The 16510-nt window shown below is 42.2% G+C and carries 12 protein-coding genes; 8 read left to right on the top strand and 4 right to left on the bottom strand.

Annotated elements, in window-relative coordinates; all coding sequences use genetic code 11:
- Window positions 1-37: 37 nt before the first annotated feature.
- Together DEAC_RS12740 and glgB are read right to left on the bottom strand one after the other, a co-directional pair.
- Window positions 38-2485, bottom strand: coding sequence for a glycogen/starch/alpha-glucan phosphorylase (locus DEAC_RS12740; protein ID WP_047810440.1), 2448 nt, complete (start codon window positions 2483-2485; stop codon window positions 38-40).
- Window positions 2413-4389, bottom strand: a complete 1977-nt coding sequence (gene glgB / locus DEAC_RS12735) for a 1,4-alpha-glucan branching protein GlgB (RefSeq protein ID WP_047810439.1) — start codon at window positions 4387-4389, stop codon at window positions 2413-2415. The genes DEAC_RS12740 and glgB overlap by 73 nt, the downstream gene beginning before the upstream one ends.
- A gap of 457 nt (window positions 4390-4846) precedes the next feature.
- Between glgB and DEAC_RS12730 the strand changes: the two genes are divergently transcribed.
- On the top strand, window positions 4847-6124 hold the full coding sequence (locus DEAC_RS12730; RefSeq protein ID WP_200903133.1) for a S1C family serine protease: 1278 nt from the start codon (window positions 4847-4849) through the stop codon (window positions 6122-6124).
- A 132-nt stretch (window positions 6125-6256) separates the two neighbouring features.
- Here DEAC_RS12730 and DEAC_RS12725 read toward each other — a convergent pair whose 3' ends face one another.
- Window positions 6257-7789, bottom strand: coding sequence for a L,D-transpeptidase (locus tag DEAC_RS12725; RefSeq protein ID WP_053006427.1), 1533 nt, complete (start codon window positions 7787-7789; stop codon window positions 6257-6259).
- 154 nt (window positions 7790-7943) lie between these two features.
- Here DEAC_RS12725 and DEAC_RS12720 point away from each other — a divergent pair, with 154 nt between their 5' ends.
- The 7 genes from DEAC_RS12720 to DEAC_RS12690 all read left to right on the top strand — a co-directional run bounded on the left by DEAC_RS12720 (window position 7944) and on the right by DEAC_RS12690 (window position 14855).
- Window positions 7944-8696 carry an ABC transporter ATP-binding protein gene (locus DEAC_RS12720; protein ID WP_047810438.1) on the top strand — a complete coding sequence of 251 codons (753 nt, stop codon included), beginning with the start codon at window positions 7944-7946 and terminating at the stop codon, window positions 8694-8696.
- Window positions 8677-9597, top strand: a complete 921-nt coding sequence (locus DEAC_RS12715) for a SufB/SufD family protein (RefSeq protein WP_047810437.1) — start codon at window positions 8677-8679, stop codon at window positions 9595-9597. Before DEAC_RS12720 ends, DEAC_RS12715 begins: the two co-directional genes overlap by 20 nt.
- 519 nt (window positions 9598-10116) lie before the next feature.
- Complete coding sequence (locus tag DEAC_RS12710) at window positions 10117-11361, top strand: ABC transporter substrate-binding protein (protein ID WP_047810436.1); 1245 nt, start codon at window positions 10117-10119, stop codon at window positions 11359-11361.
- A 185-nt stretch (window positions 11362-11546) separates the two neighbouring features.
- The gene (locus DEAC_RS12705) at window positions 11547-12425 is read left to right on the top strand and encodes a branched-chain amino acid ABC transporter permease (protein ID WP_047810435.1); all 879 of its coding nucleotides are present in this window, start codon (window positions 11547-11549) and stop codon (window positions 12423-12425) included.
- Between the two features lie 15 nt (window positions 12426-12440).
- Window positions 12441-13439, top strand: a complete 999-nt coding sequence (locus DEAC_RS12700) for a branched-chain amino acid ABC transporter permease (protein WP_047810434.1) — start codon at window positions 12441-12443, stop codon at window positions 13437-13439.
- Window positions 13426-14169 carry an ABC transporter ATP-binding protein gene (locus tag DEAC_RS12695; protein WP_047810433.1) on the top strand — a complete coding sequence of 248 codons (744 nt, stop codon included), beginning with the start codon at window positions 13426-13428 and terminating at the stop codon, window positions 14167-14169. Before DEAC_RS12700 ends, DEAC_RS12695 begins: the two co-directional genes overlap by 14 nt.
- Entirely contained in the window at window positions 14163-14855 is a 693-nt protein-coding gene (locus tag DEAC_RS12690; RefSeq protein ID WP_047810432.1) for an ABC transporter ATP-binding protein, read from the top strand. Before DEAC_RS12695 ends, DEAC_RS12690 begins: the two co-directional genes overlap by 7 nt.
- A 225-nt stretch (window positions 14856-15080) precedes the next feature.
- Here DEAC_RS12690 and larAH10 read toward each other — a convergent pair whose 3' ends face one another.
- Window positions 15081-16367, bottom strand: coding sequence for an NPN-dependent 2-hydroxyacid racemase, LarAH10 family (larAH10, locus tag DEAC_RS12685; protein ID WP_047810431.1), 1287 nt, complete (start codon window positions 16365-16367; stop codon window positions 15081-15083).
- Window positions 16368-16510 lie beyond the last annotated feature (143 nt).

The raw sequence follows: 16510 nt of genomic DNA, 5'->3' as shown, positions 1-16510 counted from the left end.
CTTTCTCTCTGCTTTCTGCATTTACCGAATAATTGAGTCAAGGCTTATCCTGTAAATTGAAGTCAATTGGACGAAAACTGGTTTTCCAGATCTGATCGGCGTACTCTCTGATTGTGCGATCGCTTGAGAAAACACCTGATTTAGCAATATTTACCAAGGACATTCCCGTCCAACGTTTTCGATCAGAGTAGGCAGATTGAAGCTGCTTATATACTTCAAGGTAATCCGCAAAATCCCTCAAAACAAAATAGTCATCATTATAGAGCAAAAGAGAATCAAAGATAACCTTAAATTCTTCGCCGGCTGTTGCAAAAAAACCGTTGACCAGTTGATCAACACATCGTCTTAGATCCTGATTATCATAATAAAGATCTAAAGACTTATAGCCGCCTTCACTGGAATAGCGTAATACTTCGTCTGCCGATAAGCCGAAAATAAAAAGATTGTTTTCTCCTACCGCTTCCTTTATCTCTATATTTGCACCATCTAATGTGCCGATCGTAATTGCGCCATTCATCATAAATTTCATATTCCCTGTTCCTGAAGCTTCTTTGCTTGCCGTAGAAATCTGTTCACTGACATCGGCAGCCGGGTATATTAGTTCACCTAAAGAAACATTAAAATTTTCGATAAAAACGACCTCGAGTTTGTCTCTAACCCTTGGTTCCTTATGGATTTTTTCAGCCAGGGTATTTATGAGTTTAATAATAGTTTTAGCATAATGATAGCCCGGAGCTGCTTTACCGCCAAAAATAAAGGTTTGGGAACCGAGCACTGAATTTGGATCTTCCTGAACCTGATTAAATAAATGCATTATTTTTAAAATGTTAAGGAGCTGCCGTTTATAGGCATGGATCCGTTTAACTTGGACATCAAACATCGAGAAGCAATCGAGCTCAATTCCTTGGGTTTTTTTAATATATTGAAGCAACTGCATTTTATTATGATATTTTGCCTTGGCAGCCTTCTCCAAGAAAGCTGCATCCTCCTGATAAATCAGAAGGTTTTCCAATTCCTCAGCGTTCTTCTTCCAAGTCGGGCCAATGGCCTCAGTAATTAGGTCTGACAAGACCGGATTGGCTGTTAAGAGAAACCTCCGATGATTGACACCATTGGTCTTGTTATTAAACTTATAGCTAAACATCCGATAATAGTCTTTAAATACCTGTTGTTTGAGGATTTTGGTGTGTAACGAAGCGACTCCGTTGACAGAAGAACTGCCAATAACCGCTAGGTTAGCCATCTGAATATGATTATCCTTGATTATCTGGGTATTCTGGATGATCTTCCGATCATCGAAGAATCTTCTTGCGCTGCGTTCCTTAAATCGTCGATCGATTTCTTCGATAATCATAAAAATTCTTGGCAAAATATTTTTAAATAACGTTACCGGCCACTTTTCTAAGGCTTCCGGCATGATGGTATGGTTGGTGAAGGAGATGGAATTTACAGTAATGTTCCAAGCCTGATCCCATCCCAATCCTTCCTCATCGATCAGAATCCGCATTAATTCCGGGATACACAACACCGGATGAGTGTCATTAATGTGAATAGACACCCAGCGAGGGAATTCAGCCAAGAATAGGTTTCGTTTTTTAACGCTTTTCATAATCGACCCTAATCCCGCCGCCACAAAAAAATATTCCTGTTTCAGTCTTAATTCTTTTCCTGAACGACTGCTGTCATCAGGATAAAGAATATAGGAAATCGCCTCAACCCCAGATCGTAAACTGACGGCCTGATCGAAATCCCCTCGGTTAAAAGAAGCAAGATCCAATTCATTGCTTAATGGTTCAGCGCTCCATAGTCTGAGATTATTGATATTCAATGGATTATCGTAGCTTATGACCGGGATATCATAGGGAACCGCCAAAACGGGTTCATATTGTTCGTGGTAAAACACTAATTTCCCCTTCACAACTTCTGTGCGAACATGACCTTTAAATTTTACGACAATACTCTTTTCAGCTCGGCGAATCTCCCAGGGATAATCATTTTTCAACCAATTATCCGCCACCTCTGTTTGAAAACCATTTCTGATTTTTTGCTCAAACAACCCATATCTATAGCGAATACCGTTGCCATGGCCAGCTATTCCCCCAAAAGCCATAGAATCTAAAAAACATGCGGCCAATCTTCCCAGACCGCCGTTTCCAAGTCCGGGATCTGCTTCCTGCTCAAGTAAATCATCAAGATCAATGTGCAATTCAGCTAAACCTTCTCTAACTAATTCTTCGACACCCATATTGACCAAATAATAACGGAGAAGTTTGCCGATTAGAAACTCCATGGAAAAATAATAAACTTGTTTGGTGTACAGTGTGGAATTCTTAGTTAACGCTCTGTTAAAGCTTATTGTTTCTTTTAACATCAAAACCAATGTTTTGTATTTGTCCCATAAGGAACTTTCATCTAAGGTAATGCCTTCTGTTTCACTGATTTTGGTAAGATACGCCAGTTTGAAATTGTCTTTGTTGGTAAACATGCAACGCCCCCCCGCCTTAATTTATAGTTATACTGAGGTTTTAATATGATAGTTGCTAACGGAGGAACTTTAATTCTTAAAGAGAAAGTCCTGCCATGCCATTGAATCCTCTCAGTTACCATAGGGGCACTATTCAAACAGTTTGACCCGCCGAAAATTTCCCGATCTGAATTAAACAGTTCTTGATAAATTCCTCTGCGAGGAACCCCTAGGCGAAAATTCCCATAGGCAACAGGCTGAAAATTGATAATTATAATGAGAAAGTTCTTGGGATCTTTCCCCCGGCGACAAAAAATCAAAATACTTTGGTTCCTATTATCCGCATCGATCCATTCAAAGCCTGACCATTCCTGGTCATTTTCCCAGAAAGCCTTTTCACGCTGATAAAGTTTATTGAAGTGTTTAATATACTCCTGAAACTTTTTGTGCATCTCATAACCTAAAAGCAGCCAATCCAGCTCTGCGTCATAACGCCACTCTATAAACTGGGCCAACTCACCTCCCATAAACATTAGCTTCTTGCCGGGATGTCCCATTTGGTAACTTATTAAATTTCTTAAACCGGCAAATTTCTGCCCATAATCACCGGGCATTTTATTAAGAAGGGACTTTTTTCCATGAACTACTTCGTCATGAGAAAGGGGCAGAACAAAATTCTCGGAAAAGGCGTAGGTTAAGGAAAAGTTCAACAAGTTATGGTAATCTTTACGGCAGGCAAATTCCTGCTGCATATAACGCAAGGTATCGTTCATCCAACCCATATTCCATTTGAAGTTATAGCCTAAGCCATTGACATAGGTCGGATAGGACACTAAGGGCCAAGCGGTCGACTCTTCGGCAGCCATGAGAACCCCGGGAAAGTTATGGAACACAACCTCATTTAACCTCTGCATAAAAGCGATTGCTTCCAGGTTTTCTCGTCCCCCCTGACTGTTGCGTTCCCAGCCTTTATCCGGTTTTTCAAAATCGAGATAAAGCATACTGCTAACCCCGTCGATACGGAGCCCGTCAATATGAAACTTATCAAACCAAAAAACTGCATTCGCAATAAGAAAACTCCAGACTTCAGGTTTTGAGAAGTTAAAGGTATACGTCCCCCATTTTCCATGTTCATCTTTTTCATAAACCGAGGACCCATTGAATTTACCCAAACCATGACCGTCCTTGCAAAAATGTCCGGGCACCCAGTCCAAAATCACTCCTATCCCCGCTTGATGACAACAATCAACGAAACGCATAAAGTCATGAGGTGTTCCAAAGCGACTCGAGCAGGAATAATATCCCGTAATTTGATAACCCCAGGAACCGTCATAGGGATGCTCCATCAGCGGCATAAATTCAATGTGGGTATAGCCCATCTCCAGAACGTACCGTATCAGTTCATCAGTAAAGTCCCGCCAATGATAAAAACCTCCATTCCTTTTTCTGCGCCAGGAACCTGCATGGACTTCATAGATAAGCAGAGGTTTATTCTGCGGATGACTCTCTTTCCGGCGCGATATCCAGTGTTGATCCCGCCAATGATATCCCTCCAGGGCGTATAGTTTAGAGGCAGTTAACGGTCTAAGCTCAGAATAAAAGGCAAAAGGGTCTGATTTCAGGAACACTTCGTCATTCTTAGTCCGAATTGCGAATTTATATAATCCCGTAAGTTTCTGGGGGATAAAAAGTGTCCATACACCGGTATCTCCAATTTCAAGCATCCAATCCTGTTTTGTCTGCCAATCATTAAAATCCCCAACAACAGAAACTGCCTTAGCGTCCGGTACCCAAACTGCAAAGTAGGTCCCCAGCACCCCATTATCCTCAATAATATGGGCTCCAAACTTTGTATAGGCTTTATATAGTTCTCCCCGGTTAAATAAATAGATTTCCTCTAAATTTAGAAAAGCCAACTCTCTCATAGATCACAACCTATCAGTCTCATTGTCTATTATCTAAATAAGATGTATTCCGTAAGTTGAAAAATATTAGTCACTTTTTAATGTAAGAATAGTCTTAAGAGTCAAAAAAGAGTCCTCGACTTAAGCCTAATCTTGTTAAAAACGGATGTCTATGGGAGAGCTGACTTCTAATAATTTATTCTTTTAATCATTAGCACAACATTAAACAACAGGCCAAAACTATCTCGTTTTAGCCTGTTGTTGATTTTACGTCATGTTAAGACGCCTCTTCACACATTCTCAACTTAAACTCCAAAAAAACTTCACATTTTATCCCTTTTTGCTACACAACTTTGAGTTATCCTTGAGAAGTACTCAGATGAGTCATTGTTTAATTTAATTTCAACAAATTAGAGGACTATCACCCTAGGACGCTCTCAGTCGATATAAATTTAATAATAATAGGAGGAATTCAACTATGGACGAAGAAATTCGCTTAACCAAAACAGATGGAGCCGAACAGGCACAACTTGAAAAACAGTCTAACGAAAGCACTATCCTCAATCAAAATATAAACTCATCTCAAGATTTCAATTCACAATTTGCCCCGCCTCCAATCAAGAAAAAACCAACTAGACGATTTGCTGCCACAGCAGGACTTTGTGTTATGAGTGCCGTCATTGGTGCTCTTTCAGCCGTAGCAGTCGTTCCGGCAATTTACCCTGCGAATGCTCTATCAACTACTGCTGCCGCCAAAACAACCAGCTCTATAGCTCAGGTTTCTACTACCGCTGCTTCTCCTTCCAGTCAAACTAATTTTCCCGTTACTGAAATCGCCAAAGAGGTAGGTCCAGCTGTAGTCGGAGTTTCAAATTTCCAATCCAGTCAAAGTGTCTTCGGCAGCAGTTCAAATCTCCAAGAAACCGGCAGCGGTTCGGGATTCATTATCGATGCTCAAAAAGGATATATCGTCACAAATAATCACGTTATTGATGGCGCACAGAAAATCACAGTCAGCTTAAGCGATGGCCGCAATCTTGTGGCAAAAGTTATCGGCGCTGACCCGCGCACAGACCTGGCTGTTTTACAAATCCCCGACACTAAGAACTTAACTGCAGTTAAGCTCGGGGATTCAAGCAAACTTCAAGTCGGAGAACCCGTAGTTGCCATCGGCAATCCCGGTGGTGCTGAATTTGCCCGTTCTGTGACTGCAGGTGTTGTCTCAGCAACTGATCGTACTCTCGACATTCAAGGAGAATCAAGCTTCAATCTTATTCAAACGGATGCAGCAATTAATCCCGGTAACAGCGGCGGACCGCTTGTCGATTACCAAGGAAACGTTATAGGCATTAATTCCGCCAAATACGCGGAATCCGGCTTTGAGGGAATGGGCTTCTCAATCCCTATTTCAGATGCTCTGCCGACAATAGAGCAATTAATTAAAACTGGTGTAGCGACACATCCCGCTCTTCTAGTAACAACAAACGACCAATATCTTTCTTACGCCCAAGACAACAATCTCCCTCTTGGAGCCTATATTGCCAGTGTAACCCCCGATGGCCCTGCTGATAAAGCTGGCATCGTTAAAGGTGATGTCATTACAAAAATCAACAATGCTCAAGTTCAAAGCTCTTCTGACCTTGTTCACGATCTCTATCAATACTCCGTCGGAAGCAAAATATCAATAACTTTCGTCCGCGATGGAAAAACAAAAACTGTTCAGGCAACTCTTGGTGAAATTTCTTCAAATCAATAATGGACTCGTTCAGCTTAAGCTGAACATCGGGATAGATCAATGAGTTTACTCCGCGATAAAACCTGGCAAGAAGCCGTGTTTCACGAACTTTTTATTCGAGAAACAACGGCTCCTTGACTTTTTGCCTAAAACTTACCCGCCCCAGTGATAAAATGTTAGACTCTCTTCTTTTGAATAGTCTGGCTGTCCATTAGGTCCCAAACAAAGGGCCGGAGGATTGATCTGAGTATTGGGCAGATTTGGGTTCTTGAAAATATTGACATAAGTATACAATGGAGTTAAGGTATAAAGGTCTTCCATTTGAAGATTGTTTAAGCGAATACAGCCTAAGGATACATCCTTACCAATACTTTCGGGTGAATTTGTGCCATGAATAGCAAAGCCAGGATTTGACAATTCCATAGCCCTTGTTCCATAAACATTGTCCGCCTTAGGAACCCCTTTGTCCGGGTTGGCTATTCTTTTAGAAATCCACATGTTTCCTTCTGGCGTTAGGTTATTTTTTCCTAGAGCTACAGTGTAGCTTCGTATTGTCCTATCTCCTGCCATAACCATGAGTTCATGGTTTAGCTTATTAATGTTGATCTGTATCGGCGCAAAGGAAAAATCGATACCCTGGGGAATAGCCGGCTTTAGTGCTTGTCTTACTGCGAGAATTAAATCCGTTTCAGGTGAGACCCCTGAAGGTGAAAAAAGCCACCCCGCATCTCCTGACGGAGAGGTTGTGACGTCATTCTCCATGTTATAAGGGTTTAAGGGAAGTTCTGATAAATAATTTCGGGGAAAAGCCTTAGTCAACATCGTTAAATCCTTGGGCATATATCCGTTGTGCTTAACAAATTGATATAAGGCACTTCTAATAACCGTAGTTGCCTGCCACAATTGACAGTTTTCCTCCCCCGCAGAGGAAATACTGTCAAAAGGATATATGTAAACTTCAATTTCTTTATCCTCACTCCCCCAATAAGCCATTCCCACATCCCGCTGATCTTCATCTTTAGCGACTACTAATTTGCCGGCAGTGGGATTTTTTTCGTAATCTTGTTTTAAAGTTTCCATCAGTTGATTTACGAGGAGCTGTTTTGTTATTGTTCCTTTAACCTGTATAGTTATTGGAATTAAGTCTGTTTTTGGAATACCCGTCGGCTTTTTATCGACAACTTCATAGGGTAACATATAAGTATAGCGATGGTTCTCCAAATACATTGTCGAAGACCGATGGCAAATTAAAATAGCTATTAAAATTAAGAGGACAATGATCACAGCCAAAAAAACATAAATTAGGGTTCTATTGTTTGGCATTATTTTTTTCTTCACTGACGATAGTCTTTTATCTGTCGAATGGATTTCTTCCTGTATTCTTAAAATCTCTGTCCGGGCCTTATAATATCCCTTCCCCAAGGATCTCTGCATTAAATCCGAAGCCTCTTTTATCCCCTTTCGGTAAGCTGCTAAACAACCTTCATTTCTAGTCCTTAGGAATTTTCCAAGACTTTTTTTAGCATTTCCCTCAATTTCCAGGGCTACATGATACATAGCCTCCGCATCTTCCGGTTTCCTCTTTAAGAGCTTTCGCCAGAATAATGGATCACTCTTGGCCAAAAAGTAACCATAAGAAATTGGTATCAGGTTGTCCTTTATTTTAAACCGAGAGATACTTTCCAAAAAATTCTCCCCCTCTTATTCCCAAGTTACATAAACTTATTCAGGGGCTTGTACAATAAGAACATAGTTTATTTTGAAAATAATTAGGTTACCCCTACAATATAATGTCGGATTATGTTATTGTTGAATCTAGATGAACGAAGGAGGAATAGCAATGCTTGAAATCCAGAATGTTTCTCTGGGCCTCAATGAGGAAAAAGGGGTCGAAATCCTCAAAGAGATTAATTTGAAGTTTTTAGAAAAAAAGATATATGTTATTACAGGACCCAATGGTGGGGGGAAATCATCTCTAGCTAAACTAATCATGGGAGTTTATAATCCCACGGCAGGAAAAATTCTACTCGATGGACAAGATATTACAAACTTAAGTATTACGGAAAGAGCCCGTTTGGGAATAGGATATGCCTTTCAAAATCCGCCTCGCTTTAAAGGAATAAAAGTAAAAGAACTCCTCAAAATGGCCGCATCTCATAACCCTGAAACAGTGAACATCTGTGATCTGCTCTATGATGTGGGGTTATGTGCACAAGATTATCTCAACCGAGATGTGGACAGCAGCCTTTCCGGCGGTGAAATGAAGCGAATCGAAATAGCTACTGTACTTGCTCGAAATCTCAAGCTGGCAGTGTTTGATGAACCGGAAGCCGGCATCGATTTATGGAGTTTTCAAAAATTAGCAGAAACTTTCAAAAACATCCATTTAAAATACGATACTACCATTGTCATTATTTCTCATCAAGAACGTATCATGGAGTTGGCTGATGAAATTATTTTGATGTCAAATGGAATGATTAGCGACCAATCAGAACGAGACACAATTTTGGCCAGAATTCTTAATAATGATGCTTGTCTTTGCGGTTCAAACTGCGCGAAAGGAGTTAATCAAAATGCTCAATGCGCTGGATAAGACTATGCTGGAAAAGGTTGCAGACCTTCATGAAATACCTCAAGGAGCTTTTAATATCCGCAAGAATGGAGTCGGGGTTCAACGAAATACGACTGACAATATCGATATTGTCACAAAGGCTGATAAATCGGGCATAGATGTGATTGTCAAGCCTTATACTAAAGGAGAAAGTGTTCACATTCCCGTAATCGTAACAGAGGAAGCCATCAATGACGTTGTCTATAATACCTTTGAAATCGGAGAATATTCCGACGTCTTAGTCGTTGCCGGCTGTGGGATTCATAATTCCGGATGTCATAAATCACAGCACGACGGGATCCATAACTTTTATGTTCGCCGGGGCGCAAAACTTAAATATGTTGAAAAACACTACGGCCAAGGGGAAGGAACAGGTGAACGAGTTCTTAATCCCAAAACCATTATTGAGGCCGAAGAAGGTGCCGTCGTCGAACTTGAAATGATTCAGATCAAAGGAATTGACCATACCAAAAGAGACACTGAGATTAGACTTATGGATAAGGCTAAACTTGTGGTTACTGAACGTCTCCTGACATACAAAGATCAGGATGCGGAATCAAACATAACTGTTGAATTAATCGGAGCAGATTCTTCAGCCCAAATCATTTCCCGTTCTGTTGCCCAAGATAACTCTAAACAAGAGTTCTTTTTTGACCTGGTTGGACGTAATAAAGGCCGAGGGCACATTCAATGCGACGCCATTATTATGCATAATGCTCAAGTTCTCTCCACGCCAAAAATATCTGCCCGCCACAGTGAAGCTCAGCTGATTCACGAAGCAGCTATTGGCCGTATCGAATCAGAACAATTAATCAAGTTAATGTCCATGGGATTCTCCGAATCCGAGGCCGAAGATACTATCCTCAATGGTTTTCTGAAATAGCAAACCCTTTTCCATCCTTCCGCTGGTGCGCATCAAGCGGTATGCAGGGCTGGATAAACGGATAAAAAAGCAAGGTTTGAGCACTAAGTTCTTAAACCTTGCTTTTATGTTTTAACGATCTTTATGCCTTAAGCGTCCAAGTGAACTCGTTCAGCTAAAGCTGAACCACGGGGCTTGCTGACGAAAGTGTCCTGTGGACGCTTTCGCCGAAAGCCCTAGCCCATAACGGAACCACTCCCACTTCTACAAGTAGGAGTCTGACGATTGGATAAACTTAGCTCATATCGGTTGATTAAAATTGTATTATTACACATCAAAAAAGTATTGTCTGTTTCAAACTCAGCTGTTATAATCTTAACATGCTCTATACAATCTAAACATAATAACTTAATAATTCTTCGGATTGAATCTGAAGGACTTGGAACAGAAAGGAAGTATGGTAGAACGGCAAAAGCGCTTTTTTGATTCCTGTTTGTTTCTGAAAAACAGCAACGTTAGAATGTGGATGGAGGAAATAGTATGGTTAGAATGGTAGGCAGAATCAAATCCAGCAGTTTAATGCGCATAGGATCTTTTCTTCTAGCAACAGCATTATTGGTGACCGGATGTGGAAATAGTCCAACGACAGCTTCCGGCAAAAAAGCCATTAAAGTTGGGATCGTGGATACATATACCGGCGGTGCCGCAGTTTATGCTCAAGATTCTTTGGATGGCTTCAAGTTGGCAGCCAAAGAAATTGCCGCTAAAGGCGGTCCAGAGATCGACATCGTAACCCGCGACGATGAATTTAAGCCCGACAAAGCGACAAGCTGGGCTAAAGAACTGGTCATGCGTGATCAAGTTGATTTCTTGGCTGGAACCACAAATAGCGCAGGATCTTTGGCCGTTTCTCAATACGCTAAAGAAAACAAAGTACCGTTTATTGATTGGGGCGGGATGAGTGACAAAGTCACCGGAGCAGCTGGTCATCGCTATGTCTTTAGCACCATACCTAATACTGCAATTATCGGCAAAGCCGGAGCCGTCCAGATCTCCAAAACGCCCTATAAAAAGATTTGGCTCGCCGGCAGCGATTATGAATATGGTCACTCGGTTATTGATAACCTATGGTCAAATTTGAAAAAAATTGAGCCAGATGTCCAAAAAACCGGGGAAACTTGGTGGCAAGTTGGGGAAACAGATTTTACCCCCTACATCAACGCCATTCGCAGTAAAAAACCCGATCTTCTCGTAGTCGGCACAGGAGGGGCAGATATGGTTGCCTTTATGAAAGCTGTGAAGGCAACCGGCTTAGCACAGGAAATACCAGTCTGGGTTCACACCAGTATCGACCCAGCTACTTTAAGACCATTAGGAGATCAGGCTCCAACGGGAGTTTTAGGGACAAATCCTTATCTCTCCAGTTATCCGGACACCGCAGCCAACAAAGCCTTTGTGAGTGCTTTCAAAAAGGAATACAACCGTGAACCTGCTGCTTTCGCATTATACGGTTATATGGCAGGTCAATTCTTAGGACAAGCCGTTGAAAAGGCCGGAAGTACTGATAAAGAAAAGATCATCGACGCCTTGGAAGGGTTATCGATTGACACCCCCGTTGGTAAAGCAACGCTGCGTAAAGAAGATCATCAAGTTGCCATTCCTATGATCTATGGAACTATTGGCAAGACTGACGGAAAAATCGCTCCCATTGACCTTCACACGCTCAGCCCGGATGAAATAATGCCATCTATAGATGATATCCAAAAGGCAAGAGCTAAGAAGTGAACTAGTTCAGCTAAAGCTGAACAACGAGACTTCGGTGGGGGACTCTACCCCCACGGAAGCAGAGTACAAGGGACCCACTCCCACTTATAGAAGTGGGAGTCTTACGATTGGATAAACAAGCAATTTCATGGGTGGTACCGCAAGGTACCGCCCATTTCTCAACCTAATAGACAGGGGATAGATAAATGGATATAGCAACACTTTCAAGTCAATTGTTAATAGGCCTCAGCAGAGGGATGATTTTTTTTATCGTCGCTGCGGGACTAACTCTTATCTTCGGAGTCCTGAGGATTACAAATTTCGCCCACGGATCGCTTTACATGCTGGGAGCTTTTGCAGCTTACTCAGTTTCAACATCTTTAGGTCATGGCCATTATGGCTTCTGGTTGGCTTTGCTGGTCGCTCCCATTACCGTAATGATTTTAAGTCTTATTATCGAACGTGGTTTGCTGCGTTTCATCTATAACCGAGATCACTTAACGCAAATGCTCTTAACCTACTCCCTCGTACTCATTGCCGGAGATGCGGTTAAAATCATTTGGGGGTCAGAATATAAATCCATAAATATCCCCGAAGGGCTCAGAGGTTCCATTTCGATCTGGGGAGCTTCTCTGCCTTTATACAATGCCTTCCTGCTCCTCATCGGACCTCTTGTAGCACTCGGATTATGGCTCTTTTTATCTAAAACTCATCTGGGTAAAATATGCCGTGCAACAGCAACTGACCGCGAAATGGTAGACATTCTAGGCATCAACAGCACTCGAGTCTTTGCTTTAGTTTTTGCGCTGGGAGGTTGGCTTGCTGGATTAGGGGGAACTTTAATCGCTCCCACAACAACAGTTTCTATGGGGATGGACGCGAATATTCTCATCTACGCCTTTTTGATTGTGGTTATCGGCGGATTAGGCAACATTTGGGGAACCCTTATCAGTTCAATCATCATCGGAATGGGAGAAGCCATCGGTGTACTTCTCATTCCCAGCGTCTCAATTATACTGCCCTATATGATTGCAGGTATTTTACTTATTTTTAGACCCTCAGGTTTATTAAAATCTGTCTGGTAAGAAAGGAAACCAAGTATGTTAGTAAACATTGATCCTTCATCAAGAACTACAAACAGAAAAATTCACAACTCATTGGGCTTGGGATTGGCTCCGATCGGAATCCTTATTCTCCTGATTGTTCCAACCCTCATACCGCCCTATTATAGTTACCTCTTAGCCACTATCTTCACAACGGCCCTGCTGGCAACAAGCTTAAATCTGGTTTTAGGCTACGGAGGACTGCTTCATTTACATCATGGGGTATTTTACGGGATCGGTGCTTATACCGTTGCCATTATCATGACCAAAACCTCTTGGCCTTTCGCCTTGGCAGTCATTCTCGGACCTATACTTTCAGCTGCTCTTGCATTCGTGATCGGTTGGTTTTGTGTCCGTCTGCGGGGGCTGTATTTCGGCATGCTCACGTTAGCTTTAGGACAGTTAGTTTGGGCTATAGTTTACCGTTGGAATGCCCTGACGAATGGTGATAATGGCATTCATGCCATTCCTGTCCCAGACTTCTTGACGTCTACTAGCTCTGTTTATTATACAACTCTTTTAGTTCTTCTCCTCTCTCTGCTTATTCTCTATAAAATCACGAAATCTCCTTTTGGCCTTACTCTCCTGGCAGCTCGCGACAATCCGGTACGCTCCGAAAGTTTAGGAATCAATGTTAAACAACACCGTCTGATCGCCTTTGTTATTGCAGGCTTTTTTGCCGGAGTTGCAGGGGTACTTTTTGTTCTCCTGGAACGTTCCGTAGCTCCTTCCCTCTTATTCTGGAATAAATCTGCTGAAATCTTAATTATGTGCCTAATGGGAGGCTTGACAGTCTTCTTAGGACCAACCTTAGGAGCGGCCATCTTAGTTCTTTTGTCGATGATCGTAGGACTTTACACCGAATATTGGCTTCTTGTCCTCGGCCTCCTTTTATTAATTCTTGTACTCTTCTTACCTCAGGGGATTCTAGGTTACATTTACGAAAAGATAAAAGGACGACGTCAGAGAGGAGGAAGTCTAGATGCTTCAAATTGAACAGCTTAAAAAATCCTTCGAGGGATATCAGGCAATAGCGAATGCCAATCTTTCCGTTCCCCAAGGAGAAGTGGTGGCAGTCATTGGACCCAATGGTGCAGGAAAATCCACCTTATTTAATCTTATCACCGGCCATTTAACAGCAGATTCCGGTTCAATTCGTTTTCAAGAAACCGATATCACCCAATTCACTCCCCATCAAATCTGTCACCACGGTATCGGACGATCATTCCAGCTTATTAATATTTTTTCCAGTTTGACGGTATTCGAAAACATCCAAACCGCTGTGCTCGCCAAACACCGTCTTGACCGAAAGCTGTTTAAACCGGCCAAAAAACTTCTCAAGGAAGAAACTTTGGAAGTCCTCAATAGTTTTGGACTTGTACGCTATAAGGATCATTTATGCAGTTCTCTTTCTTATGGAGATCAAAAAGTTCTGGAAATTGCTATTGCCCTAGGAAGCAAGCCAAAACTTCTCCTTTTGGACGAGCCGACGGCAGGAATGTCTCCTGATGAAACGAATCGTATCGTCCAACTTATTAAACGATTGTCAAAAGATGAAGGCCTGACAATATTGCTCACAGAACATGACACTGATCTCGTCTTTGATGTAGCACAAAAAATTATGGTCCTGCATCAAGGAGAGACGATTGCTCAAGGCCTGCCTGAAGACATTCGCAGCGACAAATCTGTTCAAAAAGCTTATTTGGGGGAAGCTGAAGTATGCTAGAAATCAAGGATATTCACACCTATTACGGCATGAGCCATATATTATTCGGTTTGTCCTTAACCGTTGCACAAGGAGAAGTAGTATCACTCCTCGGTCGAAACGGAGTAGGTAAAACTACAACCCTGAAAAGTGTTATGGGTATCGTTCCTCCCAAAAGCGGCGAAATTACATTTCGCGGACAAACTATCACCAAAATCCCGACTAATCGTATGGTTAAATTGGGAATCAGTTATGTCCCTGACAGCCGCAGGATTTTTGCCGACCTTACAGTACGTGAAAATCTTGAAATTGCTGCCGGCATTCGCCCCGGTGACTGGACAATCGCTAAAGTTCATACCCTGTTCCCCGTACTGAAGAAATATGAAAATCGCCGCGGAGGCAGCTTAAGCGGCGGTGAACAACAAATGCTCAGTATTGGCCGTGCTTTGCTGGGTAATCCAGATCTTTTAATATTGGACGAACCAACCGAAGGACTTGCCCCTTTGATTGTTCGTGAACTCGAAGAACAGATTTTAGAACTTTGTTCCACCGGAATCTCAATCCTCTTAGCCGAACAGAATCTCAAATCCGCCTTAAAATTAGCGAATCGCTGTTATGTTCTTGAACGCGGACAAGTCCGTTTTGAAGGAACGGTCGAAGCCTTAGCCGAAAATGAAGAAGTCAGGACAAAATACTTGCTGGCTTAATTAATATGACAGAGATTCTAACTAAGCCAGTAACATATAAAAAAGCCGTCACACACTTCCTTTAAAATGAAGAAGTGGTGACGGCTTTTATCCAATCGTAAGACTCTCACTACGAGTGGGAGTGGTTTCCATACCTTACTTCGATGAGGGCAGAGTCCATCCTTCAGCGCGATAGCATTTGTTATGTCGCTTTTGGCCCTTCAAAAAATTAACTAGAAATCTAATCTACTCTCGCAAAATGGGAAAAGTATTCCCGCCATGAGGCATTACATAAACTGATTCCGGCTGTTTCTCCAAAAGTTCTGCGGCCAATTGCCAAGCTGTCTCCAAAGAAGATGCTGGAAGCATCTTCATCCTTCTGACCACCTCTTCTGGCAATGAACTGATCAAAATTACAGGAGTCTTGCGGCAGATACTCGCAGTTCTTAAGCTGACAAACCCCGGCATTAAAAAGTCTTGCTGAAGCTTTGAACTCATCTCTTCCACACTGCCATACTTGAAAAATTCCTCAAAGGGTTGGGAACCGATCCCATCAGAACATTCGCTGACTAAGACAATAACCCCGCCTTCTTTTACTGCATAAGAAGCATTGTCTAACGCCTTGATCGCCTGATAAAGCTGAATATCTTTAGGATATCCCCCACAGGAGACAAGGACTAAATCTGCCTTTTGTTCAATTTCAATGCCGAAAATTTCTTCAACCACTCGACAGCCGGCAAGATGGGCTTCATAAAGATCACCAGCTGCCAAAAAGACAAAGTCTTTTTTTTCATTAACGACAACATTTAAGATAAAATCAACGCCAACTTTGCGGGCAATTTCCAACATATCCTCGGAAACAGGGTTGCCCTCCATTTTTCCCGTCATAATGTTGGGATGAAGTCCAGTAGGTCCAGGCTCTGTCAGGGCCAAGGAATGGTTTTTTTGAATCATTTCATACCCGCATACTCCGGGAGCAATGGACTTACGTCCGCCGCCGAACCCCGCTAATAAATGGTAGGCTATGCCACCGGTTAATATCACTTTATCAGCTTCCCAGACCCTTCGGTTTACCTTAATCGGAGTTCCTCTTGACGATAATCCCAAGTCTACCAGATCCGAGGCATGACATTCATGATCATAGATCGGAACACGGACTAGAGCTTGAACCCCGCAAATTGCTCTATGTTCTTCAGCGGTTTGCAATCGATGATCCCCAGTGGCTGTGACAATGGAGATATCCTGATCAGGAATACCTGCCTCATTCAGGACATCCAACAAGATTGGCAAAAGAACATCAGTTCTTATCCAGAGCCGGGTAATGTCACTTACGACAATCACCACTTTATCCCCTGGTTTGACAACTTCGCTGAGAGGAGGAGTCCCTAGGGGATGAGCCAAGACATGGCGAAGGCTCTCTTCGATGTTCGTTATAGGTGTACTTTTCTTAGCCTCAATCTGCTGTATTCTAACATCAGAAGGAAGCTCAAAGTTTAGAATTTCTTTACCATAAGCTAAATTTATAGAACTCAAGCAACATTCCCCCTTAGAACTTCTTTATGGGTTAAACCTTTTTCAACTTTTTAAGACCCCCACTTCTTATAAGTGAGGGTGGGTCCTTCGTTAACTTCAGGTGGGGTAGAGTCCTCCCTCGCCGCTAAGTATTTCTTTTGGGA

This window comes from Desulfosporosinus acididurans, from assembly GCF_001029285.1.
Lineage (GTDB): Bacteria > Bacillota > Desulfitobacteriia > Desulfitobacteriales > Desulfitobacteriaceae > Desulfosporosinus > Desulfosporosinus acididurans.
The sequence above is the reverse complement of the archived record's forward strand: the minus strand, read 5'-3'. Positions and strand labels throughout refer to the sequence as shown.